Raw genomic sequence first — 18,743 nt, forward strand, 5'->3', positions numbered from 1 at the left:
ATCGATCCTCCTGTTCATGGGCTACTGGAACAACTTCCTGGGCCCAGCCATCTACATCAACTCCGACCAATGGAAAACCCTCCCCCTGGCCCTGGCCGGCTTCCAATCCGTCAACGGCACCGACACCCCCCTCCTAATGGCCACCTCGGTCCTCATCACCATCCCCTGCCTGATCATCTTCTTCGTCGCCCAAAAACAAATAACCAACGGCATAACCTTCAGCGGCGGCAAGTAGCCGAGCAAGAAAAGCAAGCAGCGGGACGATCGAGCGGTACATCCGCGACACCGTCAGCTGACTGACGCCGTACATCCGGCCAGCCTGGCTGGCATTCTGCCGCAGCCGAAGCAGGACGTCCGCCGACTGCTGGCGACGTACCGGTCGGCGCGGCTGCCGATCGTGCACCTCGTCCGGCTGTACCTGCCGACGGAAGCAATGCCGACCTCTCCCGGCGAGCATTGCTCTGGTCGGGCACCCAACGGGTGGCACCAGGAACCGACGGCGCCAACCTGCTGACGGAGAAGGTCGACCTCGAAGCCGACCTTCTCCTCTTGGCCAGCTCCAGCAGATCGGCGACGTGGAGTACATCCTCCACAAGCCGCGCTGGAGTGACTTCTATCAGACACTTCTCCTGGGTCGGCTGCGCACCCTCCTGTGCCGCCCGATGGGCACGTGCGTCGTTGCCGGATGCAACTACCCGGGTCGCCTGTCGCTCATTGACGCCGCGGAACGCGATGTCCGAGCGGTCGCCGTACAGGACGCCATTCCGGTCGACCCACCGCCGCCGCGGTCACCGACCTAGGCGTCGCCATGCACATGACCGAGGGGGTGATCGCGGCGATCAGCTGAGGATCAGTACCAGCGCTGGTAAGCGTTGTTGTTGTCTGGGAGAAGCCGGGTCGAACCGTAGTAGTCGTCCAGGAACGCAAAACTTCCCCATTGCTGAATCTTCCCGTCGGGGAATAGGCGCCAGAGCTGGCTGGCCTTGTCGCTGCATGTGAGGCTGTAGACCCGCCCACTGGAGGCGTCGAGACAGTTGCCCGTAGACCTGTTCACGAGCGATGCCCAACCACCCCCGTTGGGCACCCATGTCCAGGTCTGGTCGTTGTCGCCCCGGCAGGGAACCCCGCCGGTGGAGATGACGTTGCCGGGTCGCTCCTCCAGGCAGCGATTGGTCTGCAGGTTTCGAACGAATCCCCACCCGGACTGGGTCTGTTGCGGCGCGGCCGAAGCGCTGATTGTCGGACCGATGGCCGCGACCAAGCAGGCAATGACCGCCATGCCAAGTTTCGCCTTGATATGCACGAGATTCTCCTCTTGGATCGAGTTTCCTTTGCACCTCACCGTAGGAAGCGCGGACTTACCCTGCCAGCCTTTGAAGGTGGTGTGAAAGCTCCCGTGGGTGACCTGTTGCAGGCGTACAAAGGGACCTTCGGCCGTCGGAACCGCAAGAATGTACACCTGTTGCTCTAGGCAACATTAAGATCTGATAGAACGAGAGCTGGCCTACCTCGGAAGGTGCGCTGATGCATCACCCGCACAACTGAACGGTGCGTCCCGACCGGAATCGGACCACAGAAACAACAGGACGACAAACCCGCCGATACGAGCCCAGCACCGGCGGGGCGGGGGCGGCCGCCGTAGGTGGTGGTCAGGGGGTGGTGGTCAGGAGGTGGTGGTCAGGAGGTGTCCTGTTGTGGCCCCGGGCCCTGTACCGAGCTGCCCTATTTCATGGGTAGACCCCTCAAATAGGGGGTTACTGACCCTGAATGAGGGTGTGCATCCCCCAATTTCGGGGGTCTACCCATGAATTTGCTCCGCCGGAGCCGGAGCCGGAGCCGGAGCCGGGTCGGATGGTTCGTCGGCGGTAGTCCCGACCGCTGTGACACTCGGTCGTTACAACCTCAGCGTTTCTTGGCGCGGCACTAGCTCATTTCTGAATAACCTGCTCTATTTTCCTTCTTGGCCGAGGATGCCTAGTTCGTAGCCTTTGGCTACTGCCGCGGCGCGGTCGTTGACGGCTAGTTTGGTGAAGAGGTGGCTGAGGTGGGTTTTGACCGTGGCTTCGCTGATGAAGAGTTCTCGGGCGATGTCGCGGTTCGAGGTGCCCTTGGCAACTAAGGCGAGGACCTGGCGTTCTCGGGCGGCGAGTGGGCTCGGGGCCGGCGAGCGGACGGCGGAGACGACTCGGGAGGCGACGGCGGGGGAGAGGACCGTGCGGCCTTCGGCTGCTTCGCGGACTCCGTTGAACAGCTCGTCGCGTGGTGCGTCCTTGAGGAGGTAGCCGGTCGCGCCGGCTTCGATTGCCGGCAGGGTGTCGGTGTCGGTGTCCCATGTGGTCAGGACGAGGATCTTCGCGCGGGCACCGCGGCGGGTCAGCTCGGTGATCGCGTCGACTCCGCCGCCACCAGGCATCCGCAGGTCCATCAGGATCACGTCGGGGTCGAACTCGGCGGCCTTCTCGACCGCCTCCGGTCCGCTGGATGCCTCGGCGAGCACGGTGAAGCCGGGCACCGACTCGAACATTCCACGCAGGCCGTCGCGGACGACGGGATGGTCGTCGACGAGGAGCAGCGAGATCTCAGGCATGAAGCACCAACGGTACGCGGGCCGAGATCGCCGTACCGAATCCTGGTTCGGCCTCGACGGTGAGTGAACCGGCGATGCGTTCGGCGCGGGCACGCATGCCGTCGAGGCCGAAGCCGCCGGTGCCGGTGCGCTTCGGCAACGTCAGCGGGTCGAACCCCTTGCCGTCGTCGCGGATGTCCAAGGTGACCTCACTGTCCATGAAGCTGAGCGTGACTCCGACCCGGTCGGCGGATGCGTGCTTCGACACGTTCGCCAGTGCCTCTTGAGTGATACGCAAGATCGTCGCCGACACCTCTCCGTGCAGGTGCTGCGCCGTACCCGTCAGCGTGAACTCCGCGCGCACGCCGGTCCGATCGGCCCACTGGTCGACGGTCTTCTGGAGTGCCTCGGGCAGACCGTCGTTCGACAGGCCGACCGGCGCGAGGTTCTGCACCGAACGGCGGGCCTCGCCCAAGCTGTGCCGGGCCAGGTCGGTCGCGCGGCTCACGTGCTCCTGGGCGCTGACCGGGTCCGACGTACTGGCGACGGCCTGCAGTTGGGCGATGATGCCCGTCAAGCCCTGGGCGATGGTGTCGTGGATCTCCGCGGCCAGCCGACGCCGTTCGTCCGCGATCCCGGCCTCCCGCGCCTGGACCAGGAGCTGGGCGTGCAGGGCGGCGTTCTCGTCGTGGGCCTGTTCGAGCTCGGCGATGGTGGCCGCCCGTGCCTTCGACCGTTGCTCTTCGAGCTGCGCGAAGTGGGTGACGAGCGTCAGCAGCAGGTTGTTCGCGATCAGCAGACCCGCGAACACGATCCACTTCGTCGAGGACCCGACCGCGATCCCGCTGGTCTGCGCGGCCGCCACCGGAATGGAACACCCGAAGAGCGCGAGCCGTCGTATCCGCCGGTTCGGGATCAGTTCGTCGACATCGAAATAGCCCGCGACCGCGAAGAACGCGAAGAACCCGTTGATCAGCGTGAGCACGAATCCGAGCAACAGCCGAACGCAGTAATAGACCACCGAAGCGGTCCGCGGACCGCGGCTGGTGCGGTCCTCCCAGCTCCACCAGATCTGGAGAAGCAGGGCCGCGAAGACCAGCACCGCCGCTACGATCCGCTTGGACACGTCCGGCACGATCAGGTCGGCCGTGGCCGTCGCGAGCAAGGTGGCGATGACGAGCAGACCGAACGGCAGCCACCGGCGGAAGTCGCTCTGCCGCTGATCGAGGTTCGAGTCCGCCGTCGTCACCCACCCAGTTTGCATGACCGTCCCCTACTCCCAGCGGAACCAACGGGTGGCCGCCGCGCACAGCACGATGGCCCACGCCGCGAGTACGCCGAGGTGCGACCACGCCGGCCAGTCACCGGCCGCGGCCTCGCCGAGCGCCTGGGCCGCCGCGCCGAAGGGAGTGAACTCGACGATGTGCCGCAGGACGTCCGGCATCGCCTGTACCGGCAGCCAGACCCCTGCGCAGAACATGCTCGGGAAGAACACCGCGGATCCGATCGCGCTCGCGATCTTCGCCGTACGGGCCAGCGCGGTCACCAGCGCACCGAGGGACAGCGCGACGGTGGCCGTGAGCAGGAGGGCCAGCACATAACCGAAGCCTTGCGAAGGCAGCTTCACGTCGAAGGCGAGCCGGCCGATGGTGAGACAGACCAGCACCGAGACCAATGCGGCCAAGCCGTTCAGCCCCATCTGCGCGATCAGCAAGGCGGACGGCCGGACCGGGGTCACCGACATCCGGCGCAGGATGCCGCGTTCGCGGTAGCCGGTGATGACCGGCGGCATCGTCTGCAGACTGGTGATGATCAGCGCGACGAGCACCAGCACGGGCACGTACAGGTCGATGAGCCGGACTCCGCCGAGGCCGGCGTCGGCCTTCCGGAACGACGGGATGGAGCCCAGGATCACCAGGAGTACGGGCGGGAAGCCCAAGGTCCAGAAGAGGACGCCGGGCTCGCGCCGGAACAGCCGGGCTTCGGCGCGCAGGACGGCAGCGAACGGCGATGTGCGCCGGGGGACGGTGGCAACGGTGGTCATCACTTGGCTCCGGTCAGGTCGAGGAAGGCGTCGTCCAGCGTGGCGTCGGTGACCCGGAGCTGGTGCGCGGTGATGTGGCGGCGGGCGAGCAGCGAGAGGATCGCGTTGACGGTGTCGTCGGTGCCGCTGAGGGTGATCCGGCCGTCCTTGTGCTCGACGGACGCGAGCGCCGGCAGGGCCGCCAGCTCCGCGTCGTCGAGGGGCTCCGACGGCGTGAACGAGATGACGGTGGCTCCCGCCGTACGACTGATGAGGCCGTTGGGAGTGTCGAGCGCGGTGATGCGACCGTTGTCGATCAGGGCGATCCGGTCGCAGAGCCGCTGCGCTTCCTCCATGAAGTGGGTGACCAGGAGGACGGTGACGCCACTGGCGCGGACGTCCTCGACGATCTCCCAGGTATCGCGGCGGGCGCGTGGGTCGAGTCCCGTGGTCAGCTCGTCCAGGACGACGACCTTCGGGTTGCCGATCAGCGCGAGTGCGATGAACAGGCGCTGTTTCTGGCCGCCGCTGAGCACGCCGAATCGGCTGTTCAGCTGACCGGTGATGCCGAGGCGCTCGGCCAGCGGGCGCCAGTCGGCCGGGTTCGGGTAGAGGGCGGCGTACAGCTCGAGCGCCTCGCGTACGGTGAGTTTGGCCTGCAGCTCACTCTCCTGGAGCTGGGCACCGAGGACCTGGGTCACCGCCGCATGATCGGCGACCGGGTCGAGTCCGGCGACGCGGATCCGGCCCGAGTCGGGGGTCCGAAGACCTTCGATGGACTCGACAGTGGTGGTCTTGCCGGCGCCGTTCGGGCCGAGGATCCCGAAGATCTCGCCCTCTTCGACGCTGAAGGACACGCCGTCGACGACCGTCCGGCCGCCGTACGACTTGCGCAGGTCACTGACTTCGACAACAGCTTTGGTCATACCCCGAGCTTCGCCGAGCGGGCGCTCGTCCCACATCGTCCGGCAAGCTCGACCGGGCATCATCCATCTGGCTGATGCGCGAGTACAACCTCGGCTGGGCCGGTACGCCGAAAGCGCCTCGGGCCGGACCTGGATCCGGCCCGAGGCGCGTCGGTCAGGTCAGTTGACGGTGATCTTGTCGACCTCGATCGTGAGGCCCTTGACGAGTGGCGTCGAGGTCCCGGTCGTCACCGACCCGGTCCCCGTCTGCACACCCTTGATGTTCATCGAGTACGTCATCGAGCCGCCCGGGGCTCCTGGAGTCGACGTGATCCGGTAGTCCTCGGTGGGCAGGACGCCGAGTTGGCTGCCCGCCGTACCGTCCAGGTTCTCGGCGCCGACCGTCAGCCCGTAGCCGGCCGGCGGGGCCGCAGGCAGGTTGGCCGGGTTGTAGGTGAAGGTGATGTCCTCGGCGCCGTTGAGGCCGATCCACTGCTGGAACGTCCGGCCGCTGGTGGTGCCGAACACGTTCACCTGCCACTCGACGACGATCCAGCTGCTGACGCCGTCGGTCAGGCTGGCGATCCGGATCCCTTGGGCGCCGGTGCCATCGAGGTCGGTCCAGAACGGCGCGAGCACGTTGTTCGGCCGGGCCGGGTCTGGCAGGTTCTGCGGCACAGGTTGGACGTCGGCATCATCCGCGCCGCCTGCGACCGTGTAGCCGTCGGAGACCACGCCGACCGAGGTGTAGGTCTGTCCGGCGAAGACGTACGCAGGCACGGTGAAGTTCAGCGCCTGCTCGTCGCCGATCGGGGTCGGCGGTATGCCGAACTGATCGAGCGGTAGGTAGCCCGCCGGAGACACTCCGGGGGCGATGACCGGGCGGTCGGGCTGACGCCCGGCCAGGGTTGCGGTCTTGGTGGCTATCTGGGTGCCGACCTTGGTCGCGCCGGTGACGCTGTTGAGCCGCAGTTGCGAGCTCAACGTGCTGAGCGCCGTCACCTGCGTGTTCTGCAGGCTGTTGTTCTGCACGGTCACCGTGCAGGTCGACTGGCCGGTGTTCCGCGCGATCGTCGACGGCGTACAGGTCTGGTCGATCGGTACGACGCCTTCCTGGCGGAAGAACGCGACCGGTAGGTGCAGGGCCCGGCTGCCGCCGACCTGCTTGAGGTTGACCTGGCCGAAGTACTGGCCGTCGGGCAGGTCGGGTGCCGTGATCGCGATGGTCAGCTTCTGCGTCTTGCCGGGCTTCACCTGGAACACCGGTGGCAGCACGGTGATGTTGGCGCCGTTGACCGTCGTACCGGTGGCGGTGAAGGTGAGCGTCTGGTTGGTGACGTTCTTGACCGTCCGCTCGGCCGTGATCAGGCCGGGCATGGTCGGTGCGTTCACCGACGGCAGGTTGAGGTCGATCCGGTCCAGCGTGTCGGTGGCCGAGGCCGCGTAGTTCGCCGCGGTTTCGTCGAAGGTCAGACCGGGGTCACCGGCCTTGGTGAGATCGATCCGACCGCCGCCCATGTCGAACGGATCCGCCTGGGAGGTCCGGTCCGGCTTCTTGACCGCGGTCTTGGCCGTCGTCTCCAGCGCGGACTTGACCTGGCCGGGAGTCCACGACGGGTGCAATGCGAAGACCAATGCGGCCGCGCCGGCCACGTGCGGAGAAGACATCGACGTGCCGGCGATCACCTGGTAGTAGTTCCCGGGCGGGCCTTCCGCCGGCGATTCCGGCACCGGTGTGAGTCCGGCCAGGATCTGCAGGCCGGGTGCGGTGACGTCGGGCTTGAGGAAGTCACCACCCGGGCCGCGCGACGAGAAGTACGTCATCACGTCGCCTTGCCAGGTGGTCTTGGTGCCTTGCGTGAACGACGCGGTGACCCCGGGATGACCGGCGACGAAGCCGAGCAGGGTGTCGGAGTCCGGCTTCTCGAGCTGGACCGCGGGCAGCCAGTGGTTGTCCGTGAACACGTCGAACGGGGCGGCGTTGTACATCAGCATGCCGGCCGCGCCGCCTTGCCGGATGTTGAAGCCCTTGGCCACACGCCCGGAGCTGAACTGACACAGGACGATCTTGTTGACGAAGATGCCCGGCGGGGCCGCGTGGGTGCAGAACGCATCGTTGTACGGCGGTGCCGAGGCGAGCACCACCGGGTGCGACGTCGTACCCGGCGTGATCGACGCACCCGAGACCGTCGCCGTCGTACCGTCACTGGACGCGAGCGAGATGGTCGAGCGGAAGGTGCGGCTCTGGGTGGAGGCCGCGACCGTGGTGACCCACGGGCTGCGGTGGTCCGTCGTGTTGGCGCCAGGTCCGGCGTTGCCCGCCGAAGCGGCGACGAAGACGCCGGCTGCGTAGGCGTCCAGGAACGCGAGCTCGACCGGGTCGCTGTACGGGTCGCTGCCGCCGGAGATCGAGAAGTTGATCACCCGGACGCCGTCCAGAATGGCCCGCGCCACAGCCTGGACCGAGTCACTCGAGAAGCAGCCCTGAGCGCCGCAGACCTTGTACACCGAGACCGCCGCGGCGGGAGCGATGCCGAGGATCGAGCCACGGTCGATGCCCAACGGGTTGGCCTGCGCGACCGCTCCACCGGCCGACGTGCTCGCGGTGTGCGTCCCATGGCCGTTGGAGTCACGCGCGGAGTCGCCGAACACCTCGCCACCGAGCACTGCGTTGTAGGTGTCGAGGAACGGCTGTCCGCCGATGAGCTTGCGGTTACAGACGAAGACGTCGACCGCGGGCGTCAGCGGGTTGTCACCGAAGTTGCAAACCCGTGGCGTTCCGTCCACGGTCGGCGCCGGCGCGGGCAGGTTGCCCGGATCCGCGAACGACGGGTGCTCCGGCCAGGCGCCACTGTCGAGGATGCCGATAACGATGCCCTTGCCCGAGTTGGCCGAGCCACCGAGCTGGTTGTAGATCGTCGGGGCGCCGATGAAGCTGCCGCTGGAGTCGGTCAGCATCTGCTGCAGGTTGTCCTGCTGGACCGCGGCCACGCCGGGCAGCTTCAGCAGGTCTTTGGCCTGGTTCGCCGGCACGCTGAGCGCAATACCGCCGTACACGGTGCGCAGCCGTTGGCCGGCCGTCGCGCTCGGGACCTTCGCCCGCATCGCAGCGAGGAAGTCGTTCTCGATCGCGCTGACGTGACCGAGGTACTTGGCCGAGTTCGCGCTCTTGACGTCGAGGCTCTTACCGGTGACCGAAGGGCTGGTGCCGGGCAGGCCCTTCAGGCCGCCGCGGTAGGCGGCCAGCGAGTCGTAGTCGAGCTTGACGACCACGCGGACCTGCTTGGTCGACGTGCTGTTGACGAGGGCCGGGTCGCTCTTGGCGAGCTGACCGCTGGGCGACTTGGCGCCGTTGATCGTGCTGGCGACGGTCAGCGGCGTCGCGGTCCAGTTGCGGCCGTTCGGCGCGGTAGGGGACGGGTCAGCAGCCTGAGCTCCCAGGGCGGGCAGCGTGGCAGCGACCAGCAGACCGGCGGACAACGCGGCCGTAGTCATGCGTCGGGTGGATCGTCGGTGGATCGGTGACCTCATGCGTGGGCCTCCTGCGGTGGCGGACGACGCCGTCACCGAAGGAGGCAGGCAGAGCGGAGACCTCGGGAGTACCCCAGATCGACGTAGCAGCCCCCCAGCTGCACGGCGGACCCCTCAGTCAGTTGTGACCGAACCCCCCACGGGTACCGGCGTACCGGCCGGCGCCCCGCGCGCCGACCTGAGCCCGAGGCTATGTCGAGATTGCCGAACGGGCTAGACCTCCGGGCCCACTGGTCTGATGGAATCCCAGCTCAAGCGCTTATTTCGCGTACAGCGCCTCGACGTCGGACTCGTGGTTCTTCATCACGATGTGACGCCGCAGCGAGAGCTTCAGCGACAGCTCGCCGGACTCCTGCGTCCAGTCGATCGGAAGGATCGTGAACTTCTTGATCGCCTCGGCGTGGGACACCGAGGCGTTGGCCTCGTCGACGGCCTTCTGGATCTCCGCGATCAGGTCCGGGTCGTCGGTCAGCGACGCGACGTCGGTGGGCTTGCCGCGCTCGGTGGCCCACGGAACGATGGTCTCCGGGTCGATCGTGATCAGCGCCGCGATGAACGGCTTGCCGTCCCCGACCACCATGCACTGGCTGACCAGCGGGTGCAGGCGGATCTGGTCCTCGAGCATCGTCGGCGCGACGTTCTTGCCGCCGGCGGTGACCAGGATCTCCTTCTTCCGGCCGGTGATCTTGATGAACCCGTCCACGTCGAACTCACCCAGGTCGCCGGTGTGGAACCAGCCGTCGGAGTCGATCGCGGCCGCGGTCGACTCGTCGTTGTTCCAGTAGCCCTTCATCACCTGGCCACCCTTGAAGAGCAGCTCGCCGTCGTCCGCAACACCGACCGTCACACCAGGAAGCGGTCGGCCCACGGTGCCGATACGGATGTCGTCGGGCAGGTTCACCGCGACCGCGGCGGTGGTCTCGGTCAGGCCGTAACCCTCCAGGACCGGTACGCCGATGCCGCGGAAGAAATGGCCGAGCCGATCACCCAGGGGAGCGCCGCCGGAAACGGCGTACATGACCTGGCCACCGAGGACGGCGCGGAGCTTGCCGTACACCAGGCGGTCGAACAGCGCGTGCTTGGCCTTCAGCCCGAACGAGGCGCCGCCCTTGTCCAGCGCCCGTGAGTACGCGATCGCGGTGTCGGCCGCGGCGTCGAAGATCTTGCCCTTGCCGTCGGCATGCGCCTTCTGGCTGGCGGAGTTGAAGACCTTCTCGAACACCCGCGGCACGCTCAGGATGAACGTCGGCTTGAACTCGCCGAGGTCGGCGACCAGGTTCTTCGTGTCGGCGGTGTGGCCGATCTTGACCCGCTTGATCACGCAGCCGACCTGGATGATCCGGGCGAACACGTGCGCCAATGGCAGGAACAGCAGCGTGCTCGCGCCTTCGGAGTCGAACAGGTCGTCAAGGATCTTGACGGCCGGGTTGAGCTCGTCGAGGAAGTTGCCGTGGCTGATCCGGCAACCCTTCGGGCGTCCCGTCGTACCGGAGGTGTAGATCAGTGTCGCCATGTCGTCGGGGACGACCGCCCCGCGGCGCTTGTCGAACTCGGCGTCGCTGATCTGCTGACCGAGCACCGTCAGCTCCTCGACCGCACCCGCCTCGATCTGCCAGAGCTCCTGCAGGGACGGGGCTTCCGGCCGGGCGGACTCGATCACCGCGCCATGTGCGGCGTTCTCGGCGATCGCGACGACGGCCTGGGAGTCGGTGAGGATCCACTGGACCTGGGACGCGGACGACGTTTCGTAGATCGGCACCGTGACGGCGCCGATGCTCCAGATCGCATAGTCGATCAGGGTCCACTCGTAGCGGGTCGCGCTGAGCAGGGCGACCCGGTCGCCGTGCTTCACGCCGGCCGCGATCAGACCCTTCGCGACGCCGGTGACGTTGCGGGCGAACTCGGCCGCCGACACGTCCAACCAACCCGTGTCGGTACGCCGGCTGAACACGGCAGTGTCAGGATGAGAGGACGCGTTCGCCCACACCGGGTCGCTCAGGCTTCCGGTGGGTGGCTCTGTCACAGCAGGAACGGTGTACTCACGCATCCGCGTCTCCTCAGTCGGTCACGAATTGTCGACTTTCTGGCGCACGCTACAGTCACCTACCCACAAGTAGCCAGGTTCATGTGACTCAAGGAACAGGTGTCCCACAGCAATGCCCACGCTCGACATCAGTTGCGACGACTTGGTCGTTGCGGATCCAGCCTACGTCGCCGAGCGACTCGGTTCGGACACCCTGTGGCGCGAGTGGTGGCCGGAACTGACGCTGACCCCGACCGAGCGCCGCGGCCTCGAGGGCGTCCGCTGGACCGTCACCGGCGCGGCCGTCGGTACGGCGGAATGGTGGCTGGAGGCCGTCCGCGACGGAGTCGTGGTGCATTGGTATCTCCGCGTCGATCCGGCTCGCTCGAAGCCCAGAGAATTGCATGGTCGGGCGTTGGAGCGGATGAAGGAGAGCTATGTTCGCTCGTACCGCAAGCACCTGTGGCGCTTCAAGGATGAGATCGAAGCGGGTCGTCCGGCGGGCGAACGCCGTACTGGATCCGAACCCGCGATAGTCTCCGGGGAGGACACCGAACCCGGCGATCCTCGCTCGACCCGTCCCAGCAGTTAAGAGGTGAATCGATGGCGGAACAGACCACCTCGACCATCCAGGTGAACGCGACCCCGAAAGAGATCATGGCGGTCATCGCGGACTTCGCGGCGTACCCGGAATGGGCCGACTCGATGCGGGAGACCGAGGTGCTGTCCACCGACGAGGCGGGCCGGCCGAAGCAGGTCCGGTTCAAGGTCGACGCCGGAGCGATCTCCGACGAGTACACGCTGGCCTACGTGTGGTCCCGCAACGAGGTGACCTGGACGCTGGTCGAGGCGAAGATGGTCAAGGGCATGGACGGCGCGTACGTGCTGAAGGACTTGGGAGCGGAAGGAACCGAGGTGACGTACCGGCTTGCTGTGGACGTGGCGATCCCGATGATCGGGATGCTGAAGCGCAAGGCCGAGAAGGTCATCATCGACACAGCCCTCAAGGGGCTCAAGAAGCGCGTCGAGTCCTGATCCACGGTGACTCGGGTTCTGCTGTACACGGGTAAAGGCGGCGTGGGCAAGACGACCTCCGCCGCGGGGACCGCCACGCTCGCCGCGTTGCGCGGGCTGCGCACGCTGGTGCTGTCGACCGATGCCGCGCATTCGCTGTCGGACGCGTTCGACTCCGAGGTCGGCCAGGAGCCGACCGAGATCGACGACCTGCTGTTCGTGCAGCAGATCGACGCGCAGCGACGGTTCGAGCGGTCGTGGGGCGACATCCAGGCCTACCTGCGGTCGGTCCTGCACATGGTCGGAGTGGATCCGATCGAGGCCGAGGAGCTGACTGTGCTGCCGGGCGCCGAGGAGGTGCTGGCGCTCCTCGAGGTCCGCGACCATTTCCGGTCCGGCCGCTGGGACGTGATCGTGGTCGACTGCGCGCCGACCGCGGAGACGCTGCGGTTGCTCGCGCTGCCGGAGGCGCTCAACTGGTACCTCGACCGGATCTTCAACGCCGAGCGCAAGGTGATGCGGACCTTCCGGCCGTTCCTCAGTCGTACGCCGGGGATCCCGATGCCGGACGACACCGTCTTCGATGCGCTGCGGCGACTGCAGTCCGACCTCTCGGACATCCGCACCCTGCTCGCCGGGCCGGACGCGTCGGTCCGGCTGGTGCTGACGCCCGAGGCGGTGGTCGTGGCCGAGGCACGCCGTTCACTCACGACACTTTCGCTGTACGGGTATCGCGTCGACGGCGTGGTCGCGAACCGGGTCTTCCCGGCCGCGGGCGCCGACAACTGGCGGCGTCAGTGGGTCGCGGCGCAGCGCGGGATCCTCGAGGACGTGGCCGATTCGTTCCGGCCGCTGCCGATCTGGGAGTCGCCGTACCGGGCTTGTGAGCCGGTCGGCGTCGAGGAGCTGGCGGCGTTCGCGGTCGAGATGTACGGCGGGGACGACCCGTTCGCGCGGGCGACGGACGAGACGTCGCTGTGGGTGGATCGGCACATCGACACCGATGGGCGGACGTACACGCTGACGATGCCGTTGCCGCTGGCGTCCGCGAGTGAGCTGGAGCTGGCCCGGCACGGCGACGAGCTGATCATCACGGTCGGGTCGTACCGGCGCGTGCTGCCGTTGCCGGCGGCGCTGGCGCGCGGAGTGGTCGCGGGTGCGCGGTTGGACGACGGCCGGCTGCAGGTGCGGTTCGCGCCGCGGGAGTCCGCGCGGCCGGTGGTGCCCGCGAGTCCGTTGGAGTCCGCCCAGGAGTTGGCGCAGGGCCTGACCGCCGAGTATCACCTGACACAGCAGCCGCAAGAGGCCACAATCGGGGAGGCCCGTTGAGCAGGGAGCCCGTCGGATCCGTCGCGGAGGAGGCGGCCAAGCTGTTCGCCGTACTCCAGCAGGCCGCCGTCGATCCCGCTGGTACGCCGCCGCCGCCCAGGGAAGAACCTGCCGACGCCTCCGCGGGTGACACAGCCCACGCACACAAGCTGGGACCGGACTGTGTCTGGTGCCCGGTGTGTCAGGTGATCAACAGGGTGCGGACTGCCAGCCCGGAGACGATCGAGCAGCTGTCCACCGCTGCCGCGCACGTCCTGGGTTCGGTCAGATCGCTGCTGGAGGCGGCCGCCGAGGCCGCCCGGCAGTCGCGGGACGATGCAACGGCGCGTTCGGCCCCCGCGCCTGCTGACGAGGAGCCGGCCCGGTCCCGGGTGGACCGGATCGACGTGAGTGAGGACCCTGAGCCATGGGACTGACGATCGGCATCGATGTCGGCGGGACGAAGATCGCCGCCGGGGTGGTTTCCCCGGACGGGACGATCGGCGCCCGCGCGCATCGCGACACCCCGGCGGACTCCGTCGACGCCACCGCCGCGGCGATCTGTGACGCGGCGGCCGAGCTGATCGCCGGGCACGACATCGAGGCCGTCGGGATCGGCGCCGCCGGGTTCGTCTCGTCGGACCGCTCGACCGTGCTGTTCGCACCGAATCTGGCCTGGCGCGACGAGCCGCTCGGTCAGCGGGTCGGGGAGAAGCTCGAGATCCCGGTCGTGGTGGAGAACGACGCGAACGCGGCGGCCTGGGGCGAGTTCGCCTTCGGTGCGGCCAAGCACGTCGAGCACATGCTGTGCCTGACCATCGGTACCGGGATCGGCGGCGGGGTCGTCATCGGCGGCGAGCTGCTGCGCGGCGCCTATGGTGTCGCGGCCGAGCTCGGCCACATGCGCGTCGTACCGGGTGGTCATCGCTGTGGTTGTGGGGCGCGAGGGTGCTTGGAGCAGTACGCATCGGGCCGGGCGCTGGTCCGGGAAGCGCGTGCGCAGGCCGAGGCGGGTTCGCTCGCGGCCGTGCAGATGCTGAGCGTGTGCGGGATCACCGACTCGGCCGACCTGACCGGCCCGATGATCACGACGGCGGCCGACGCGGGCGATCCGTGCGCGGTCGAGCTGCTGGAGGATCTCGGCCGCTGGCTGGGGGAGGGACTGGCGAGTCTCGCGACCATGTTCGACCCGGAGACGATCGTCATCGGCGGTGGCGTGAGCGCGGCGAAGGACCTGCTGATGAAGTCCGCCACGGTCGCCTTCGAGAAGAACCTGCCGGCCAAGGCCAACCGGCCGCACCCGTCGTTCGGTCTGGCCGAGCTCGGCAACGACGCCGGACTCATCGGCGCCGCCGACCTGGCCCGCCGCCCGGCCCCTGCCGCCGAGAAAACCCGGTGAAATTCACCACCTGAGATACTGGGGGTGTTCGGCGGGGGTATCGCTAGGAGGGTTGTGTCTTGGCTCTGACGCAGGCTTTGACGATCGGGATCGACATCGGCGGGACCAAGGTCGCTGCCGGAGTGGTCGATCCCGAGGGCAACATCCTGGACAGATTGCGTCGGGACACGCCGACGAAGGACCCGCGCGAGACCGAGGACGCGATCGCGGAGATCGTCCGCGACCTCGAGTCCCGGCACGACGTGATCGCGGTCGGTATCGGTGCGGCCGGATTCGTCGACGGGACGCGGTCGTCGGTGCTGTTCGCGCCACACCTCGCCTGGCGGCACGAGCCGCTGCGGGACGCGGTCGAACGACGCCTCGGCGTGCCGGTCGTGGTCGAGAACGACGCCAACGCGGCCGCCTGGTCCGAGTGGCGCTTCGGCGGCGGTCAGGGCGAGAGCCACCTGGTCTGCGTCACGCTCGGGACCGGCATCGGCGGCGCCATCCTGAACGACGGCGCACTCCAGCGCGGGAAGTTCGGCATCGCGGGCGAGTTCGGTCACATGCAGGTCGTCCCGGGCGGGCATCGGTGTGAATGCGGGAACCGTGGCTGCTGGGAGCAGTACGCGTCCGGCAACGCGCTGACGCGGGAGGCGCGCGAGCTGGCCATGTCCGGCTCGCCGGTGGCGCACAACCTGCTGCGTGCGGCGGGCGGCGATCCGCGCAAGATCAACGGTCCGATGGTGACCGAGCTGGCCAAGGACGGCGACCCGGTCGCGGTCGAGCTGCTCGAGGACGTCGGCCGCTGGCTCGGGATCGGGCTCGCCAACCTGGCCGCGGCGCTCGACCCCGGCACCTTTGTGATCGGTGGCGGTGTGTCCGATGCGGGTGAGCTGCTGCTGAGCCCGGCCCGGGAGGCGTTCAAGCGGACACTGACCGGTCGTGGGTTCCGGCCGGAGGCGCGGATCGTGCGCGCGGTGCTCGGACCGGAGGCGGGTCTCGTCGGCGCGGCCGACCTGGCCCGCGAAGAGGCGACCTGGTTGCGCCGCGTCCGGGTCAAGACGACCGCGGTCACCGCGAAGACGGCCGCGGCCCGAGGCCGCTCCACCCGGCTCGAACGGGCAGCCCGCAAGTCGGCCAACCGTCGTACCGGGATGCGCGCCGCAACCCTCGACGCCGACATCCACCCGGACGCCGCCGACGGCCTGACCCGCGCAGACGTGAACGGCGAAACTCAGGCATGACCGTCGGGCCGCCCGGTGGTCAGGCGGTGTTGCGGGTGTTGTCGTACAACGTGCATCGCTGGGGCGACGACCGGACGGCGCTGGCCCGCGTGGTGACGGCGTGTGCGCCGGACGTGATGCTGGTACAAGAGGCGCCGACCTGGTGGGGGACCAGGCGGAAACGGCACGCGATGGCGGCGAGCTTCGGCCTGCGGTACGTCGCCGGCTCGGCCCGCAACGCGATCTTGGTTGCCGACGGCACCGACCTGACCGAGCCGTTGCACTGGCGGATCTGGCGCCCGTTCGTCCGTCGCCGGCTGAACTTCATCGCCACCCAACTCCCCGGCGGCGCCGTCGGCGGTCACGTGACGCTGGGCACCACGCGTTGCGCGCTCGTTGCCTGCCACCTCGGCCTGCACATTCGCGGCCGCCGGCACGAGCTCGAGCAGATCCTCAAGGGCTGCCGCTCGTTCGGTACGCCGTACCTCCTGGCCGGTGACCTCAACGAAGAACCCGACGGTCCGGTCTGGAAGCGCTTGGCGGAGGAAGGCCTCACCGATCTGGGCGCCGACGCGGGTCCGACCTTCAGCTCCACCAACCCGCACAAGCGCATCGACGGCGCCCACTTGTCACCCTCACTGACCGGGCGCATCCGGCCGGCTCCCGCCGTACCGGAGGACTTGGCAGCGGCGTCCGATCATCTCCCGATGCTGATCGAGATCACCGCGCCGTAAACCCGTTGGCTGGCTGGGGAAACGCCGCGAGGATGGCGGCATGAGCGAAGCGAAGCGGCCGGTGGCGTTGGTGACGGGTGTCGGGCGACGGGTCGGGATCGGCGCGGGGATCGCGGAGGGCCTGGCGGCCAGTGGCTGGGATGTTGCCTTCAGCTACCTGACCGGGTACGACGAGCGCATGCCATGGGGACCTGATGCGGAAGCCCGGGCGGAGCTCACCGGAGTGCTGGAGGGCCACGGGGCGCGAGCGCTTGCCGTCGAAGCCGATCTCCAGGACGTCACGGCGCCGGCGGCGCTGATCGCGACGGTGCGGGACGACCTCGGCCCGGTGCGGGCCTTGGTGATGGCGCATTGCGAGAGCGTCGACAGCAGCATCCTCGACACGACGGTCGAGAGCTTCGACCGGCACTTCGCGGTCAACGCGCGGGCGGTCTGGCTGCTGATCAAGGCGTATGCCGAGCAGTACGACGCGCCCTTCGGTACCGGCCGGATCATCGCGCTGACCAGCGACCACACCACCCACAATCTGCCGTACGGCGCCAGCAAGGGTGCCTTGGACCGGATCACCCTGGCCGCCGCCGAGGAGCTCAAGGAGCTCGGCCTGACCGCGAACGTTGTGAACCCTGGTCCGATCGATACCGGCTGGATGTCGCCGGAGATCAAGCGGTTGGGGACCGAAGCCACCGCACTCGGACGCCTGGGAACCCCTCAGGACACCGCGAACCTGATCAGCTTCCTCTGCTCGGAGCGAGGCGGCTGGATCAACGGCCAACTGCTCTCGAGCAACGGCGGATTCAAGCCGTAGTCACTTCTTCTTGCTGCGGTCGAGGAAGGCCTGCATGGCTTCCTGGGCGGCCGGGGAGCCGAACAGGGACGCCGAGAGGGCAGCGAGATCGTTGCCGCGGGCGTCGATGTCGGCGAGGAGTTCGCGGTTGAGGAGCTTCTTGGTTTCACGCAGACCCTGGGGTGCACCCTTGAGGAGGGACTCCAGGACGGTGCCGACGGCGGTGTCGAGGTCGTCGGCGGGGACCGTCAGCGTGACCAGGCCGAGGTGCGCGGCCTCCAGTGCATCGAAGCTGTTGCCGGTCAGGAACGTGTACGCCGCACCCCGGTTGGTGAGCCGGGGGATCACGGTGAGCGAGATGGTCGCCGCGGCGAGGCCCAGCCGGACCTCGGTCAGCGCGAACGTCGACTCCGCGGCCGCGACGCTGATGTCGGCCGCCGCGACGATCCCGATCCCGCCCGCACGGACCGGCCCCGCCACCTGCGCGACGACCGGCTTCGGGTTGGCCACGATGGCTCGCTGCACGTCGACCATCCGCTGAGCGCCGACGCTCATCCCGACCGTGGTCGCCTCCGACAGGTCCGCACCGGAGCAGAACACGTCGAGCGCCGACCGAATCACGATCACCCGGACCGAATCGTCCGCCCCGGCGGTCTCCAGGCGCTCGAGCAACTCACCCGTCAGTTGCTGCGACAGCGCGTTCTTGTTGTGCGGCGAATCCAAGGTGATCGTCGCCACGCCGTCCAAGAGCCCGAGATGCACAAGTTCGGTCATGGGCACATCCAACACCACCCGACTGTCGGAGGGACCCAGGGTCAGGCGTTTCGGGTGGTGAGGGGGTCGGCGTGGCGGTGGACGATCTTCCAGGCGCCGTCCTCGTGGCGGAAGATCATCGTGACCCGGAGCTCGTGGACCTGCGGCCCGGGCTTGTCGGCGTACGAAACGGTGGCGCGCTCGATCGCGACGGTGTAGGCGGTGTCGCCGCTGACGTGCTTCTGCAGGTACTCGAACTCGACCTTCGCGTCACCCGGGCCGAACTGCGCCGACGCCCACTCGTACCGCGGGCCGATCTCGGTCCAGCCCGTCTCCTGCCCGCCGAAGCCGCCGAAGATCGACGTCTGTTCGCTGTGCGAGACGAGCGGCATCCACAACGACACGTCCCCGTTCGTGAACGCGGTGTTGGCTGCCTCGAAGTCGCGCAGGAACGCATCGAAGTCCATCGGCTCTGTCTCCAGTCATCGGGGGCAGACA

18 protein-coding genes and 1 pseudogene are annotated in these 18,743 nt (G+C 68.1%); 10 read left to right on the forward strand and 9 right to left on the reverse strand.

All coding sequences use genetic code 11. From position 1 onward, the window contains the following. Together ACWF4Z_RS10355 and ACWF4Z_RS10360 are read left to right on the forward strand one after the other, a co-directional pair. A pseudogene (locus ACWF4Z_RS10355) lies at nt 1–235 on the forward strand (carbohydrate ABC transporter permease); the annotation flags it as partial. A 340-nt stretch (nt 236–575) separates the two neighbouring features. Further along, on the forward strand, nt 576–800 hold the full coding sequence (locus ACWF4Z_RS10360; RefSeq protein WP_452242681.1) for a hypothetical protein: 225 nt from the start codon (nt 576–578) through the stop codon (nt 798–800). A gap of 50 nt (nt 801–850) precedes the next feature. Here the strand turns inward: ACWF4Z_RS10360 and ACWF4Z_RS10365 are convergent, their stop codons facing one another. From ACWF4Z_RS10365 to ACWF4Z_RS10395, 7 genes are all read right to left on the reverse strand, one after another. Next, a complete protein-coding gene (locus ACWF4Z_RS10365) occupies nt 851–1,459 on the reverse strand; it encodes an RICIN domain-containing protein (RefSeq protein ID WP_452242682.1) in 609 nt (202 codons plus the stop codon). A 489-nt stretch (nt 1,460–1,948) separates the two neighbouring features. Then, nucleotides 1,949–2,587, reverse strand: coding sequence for a response regulator (locus ACWF4Z_RS10370; protein ID WP_452242683.1), 639 nt, complete (start codon nt 2,585–2,587; stop codon nt 1,949–1,951). Then, complete coding sequence (locus ACWF4Z_RS10375) at nt 2,580–3,815, reverse strand: sensor histidine kinase (protein WP_452242684.1); 1,236 nt, start codon at nt 3,813–3,815, stop codon at nt 2,580–2,582. The genes ACWF4Z_RS10370 and ACWF4Z_RS10375 overlap by 8 nt, the downstream gene beginning before the upstream one ends. A 24-nt stretch (nt 3,816–3,839) precedes the next feature. Continuing rightward, nucleotides 3,840–4,610 (reverse strand): ABC transporter permease, encoded by a 771-nt coding sequence (locus tag ACWF4Z_RS10380; RefSeq protein ID WP_452242685.1) that lies wholly within the window; start codon nt 4,608–4,610, stop codon nt 3,840–3,842. Further along, a complete protein-coding gene (locus ACWF4Z_RS10385; protein ID WP_452242686.1) occupies nt 4,610–5,515 on the reverse strand; it encodes an ABC transporter ATP-binding protein in 906 nt (301 codons plus the stop codon). The genes ACWF4Z_RS10380 and ACWF4Z_RS10385 overlap by 1 nt, the downstream gene beginning before the upstream one ends. 159 nt (nt 5,516–5,674) lie before the next feature. After that, a complete protein-coding gene (locus tag ACWF4Z_RS10390) occupies nt 5,675–8,989 on the reverse strand; it encodes a S8 family serine peptidase (RefSeq protein ID WP_452242687.1) in 3,315 nt (1,104 codons plus the stop codon). A 295-nt stretch (nt 8,990–9,284) separates the two neighbouring features. Then, nucleotides 9,285–11,072: an AMP-dependent synthetase/ligase gene (locus ACWF4Z_RS10395; RefSeq protein WP_452242688.1), complete on the reverse strand. Its 1,788-nt coding sequence runs from the start codon at nt 11,070–11,072 to the stop codon at nt 9,285–9,287. Between the two features lie 109 nt (nt 11,073–11,181). Here ACWF4Z_RS10395 and ACWF4Z_RS10400 point away from each other — a divergent pair, with 109 nt between their 5' ends. Genes ACWF4Z_RS10400 through ACWF4Z_RS10435 form a run of 8 tightly spaced genes read left to right on the forward strand, consistent with a single transcriptional unit; the run spans nt 11,182 to nt 17,513 of the window. Then, a complete protein-coding gene (locus ACWF4Z_RS10400; protein WP_452242689.1) occupies nt 11,182–11,640 on the forward strand; it encodes a hypothetical protein in 459 nt (152 codons plus the stop codon). Nucleotides 11,641–11,651: 11 nt separating this feature from the next. After that, complete coding sequence (locus ACWF4Z_RS10405; RefSeq protein ID WP_452242690.1) at nt 11,652–12,083, forward strand: SRPBCC family protein; 432 nt, start codon at nt 11,652–11,654, stop codon at nt 12,081–12,083. Nucleotides 12,084–12,089: 6 nt separating this feature from the next. Beyond that, nucleotides 12,090–13,391 carry an ArsA family ATPase gene (locus tag ACWF4Z_RS10410; RefSeq protein WP_452242691.1) on the forward strand — a complete coding sequence of 434 codons (1,302 nt, stop codon included), beginning with the start codon at nt 12,090–12,092 and terminating at the stop codon, nt 13,389–13,391. Continuing rightward, nucleotides 13,388–13,807, forward strand: coding sequence for a hypothetical protein (locus ACWF4Z_RS10415; RefSeq protein WP_452242692.1), 420 nt, complete (start codon nt 13,388–13,390; stop codon nt 13,805–13,807). The genes ACWF4Z_RS10410 and ACWF4Z_RS10415 overlap by 4 nt, the downstream gene beginning before the upstream one ends. Next, the gene (locus ACWF4Z_RS10420) at nt 13,798–14,769 is read left to right on the forward strand and encodes an ROK family glucokinase (protein ID WP_452242693.1); all 972 of its coding nucleotides are present in this window, start codon (nt 13,798–13,800) and stop codon (nt 14,767–14,769) included. Before ACWF4Z_RS10415 ends, ACWF4Z_RS10420 begins: the two co-directional genes overlap by 10 nt. A gap of 59 nt (nt 14,770–14,828) precedes the next feature. Beyond that, a complete protein-coding gene (locus tag ACWF4Z_RS10425; RefSeq protein WP_452242694.1) occupies nt 14,829–15,995 on the forward strand; it encodes an ROK family glucokinase in 1,167 nt (388 codons plus the stop codon). After that, a complete protein-coding gene (locus ACWF4Z_RS10430) occupies nt 15,992–16,708 on the forward strand; it encodes an endonuclease/exonuclease/phosphatase family protein (RefSeq protein WP_452242695.1) in 717 nt (238 codons plus the stop codon). The genes ACWF4Z_RS10425 and ACWF4Z_RS10430 overlap by 4 nt, the downstream gene beginning before the upstream one ends. Before the next feature lie 40 nt (nt 16,709–16,748). Beyond that, a complete protein-coding gene (locus ACWF4Z_RS10435; RefSeq protein WP_452242696.1) occupies nt 16,749–17,513 on the forward strand; it encodes an SDR family oxidoreductase in 765 nt (254 codons plus the stop codon). Here the strand turns inward: ACWF4Z_RS10435 and ACWF4Z_RS10440 are convergent, their stop codons facing one another. Beyond that, nucleotides 17,514–18,266: an enoyl-CoA hydratase-related protein gene (locus ACWF4Z_RS10440; RefSeq protein ID WP_452242697.1), complete on the reverse strand. Its 753-nt coding sequence runs from the start codon at nt 18,264–18,266 to the stop codon at nt 17,514–17,516. It abuts the gene before it with no gap. Nucleotides 18,267–18,307: 41 nt separating this feature from the next. Then, entirely contained in the window at nt 18,308–18,712 is a 405-nt protein-coding gene (locus tag ACWF4Z_RS10445; RefSeq protein ID WP_452242698.1) for a YybH family protein, read from the reverse strand. Nucleotides 18,713–18,743: the final 31 nt, after the last annotated feature.

It is taken from the genome of Kribbella sp. NPDC055071 (genome assembly GCF_053608045.1).

Coding starts and splice junctions, on each gene's coding strand:
- ACWF4Z_RS10370 (WP_452242683.1), bottom strand. CDS start 2,587: ATGCCTGAGATCTCGCTGCTCCTCGTCGACGACCATCCCGTCGTCCGC.
- ACWF4Z_RS10440 (WP_452242697.1), bottom strand. CDS start 18,266: ATGACCGAACTTGTGCATCTCGGGCTCTTGGACGGCGTGGCGACGATC.
- ACWF4Z_RS10405 (WP_452242690.1), top strand. CDS start 11,652: ATGGCGGAACAGACCACCTCGACCATCCAGGTGAACGCGACCCCGAAA.
- ACWF4Z_RS10390 (WP_452242687.1), bottom strand. CDS start 8,989: ATGACTACGGCCGCGTTGTCCGCCGGTCTGCTGGTCGCTGCCACGCTG.
- ACWF4Z_RS10420 (WP_452242693.1), top strand. CDS start 13,798: ATGGGACTGACGATCGGCATCGATGTCGGCGGGACGAAGATCGCCGCC.
- ACWF4Z_RS10395 (WP_452242688.1), bottom strand. CDS start 11,072: ATGCGTGAGTACACCGTTCCTGCTGTGACAGAGCCACCCACCGGAAGC.
- ACWF4Z_RS10380 (WP_452242685.1), bottom strand. CDS start 4,610: ATGACCACCGTTGCCACCGTCCCCCGGCGCACATCGCCGTTCGCTGCC.
- ACWF4Z_RS10400 (WP_452242689.1), top strand. CDS start 11,182: ATGCCCACGCTCGACATCAGTTGCGACGACTTGGTCGTTGCGGATCCA.
- ACWF4Z_RS10385 (WP_452242686.1), bottom strand. CDS start 5,515: ATGACCAAAGCTGTTGTCGAAGTCAGTGACCTGCGCAAGTCGTACGGC.
- ACWF4Z_RS10445 (WP_452242698.1), bottom strand. CDS start 18,712: ATGGACTTCGATGCGTTCCTGCGCGACTTCGAGGCAGCCAACACCGCG.
- ACWF4Z_RS10435 (WP_452242696.1), top strand. CDS start 16,749: ATGAGCGAAGCGAAGCGGCCGGTGGCGTTGGTGACGGGTGTCGGGCGA.
- ACWF4Z_RS10430 (WP_452242695.1), top strand. CDS start 15,992: ATGACCGTCGGGCCGCCCGGTGGTCAGGCGGTGTTGCGGGTGTTGTCG.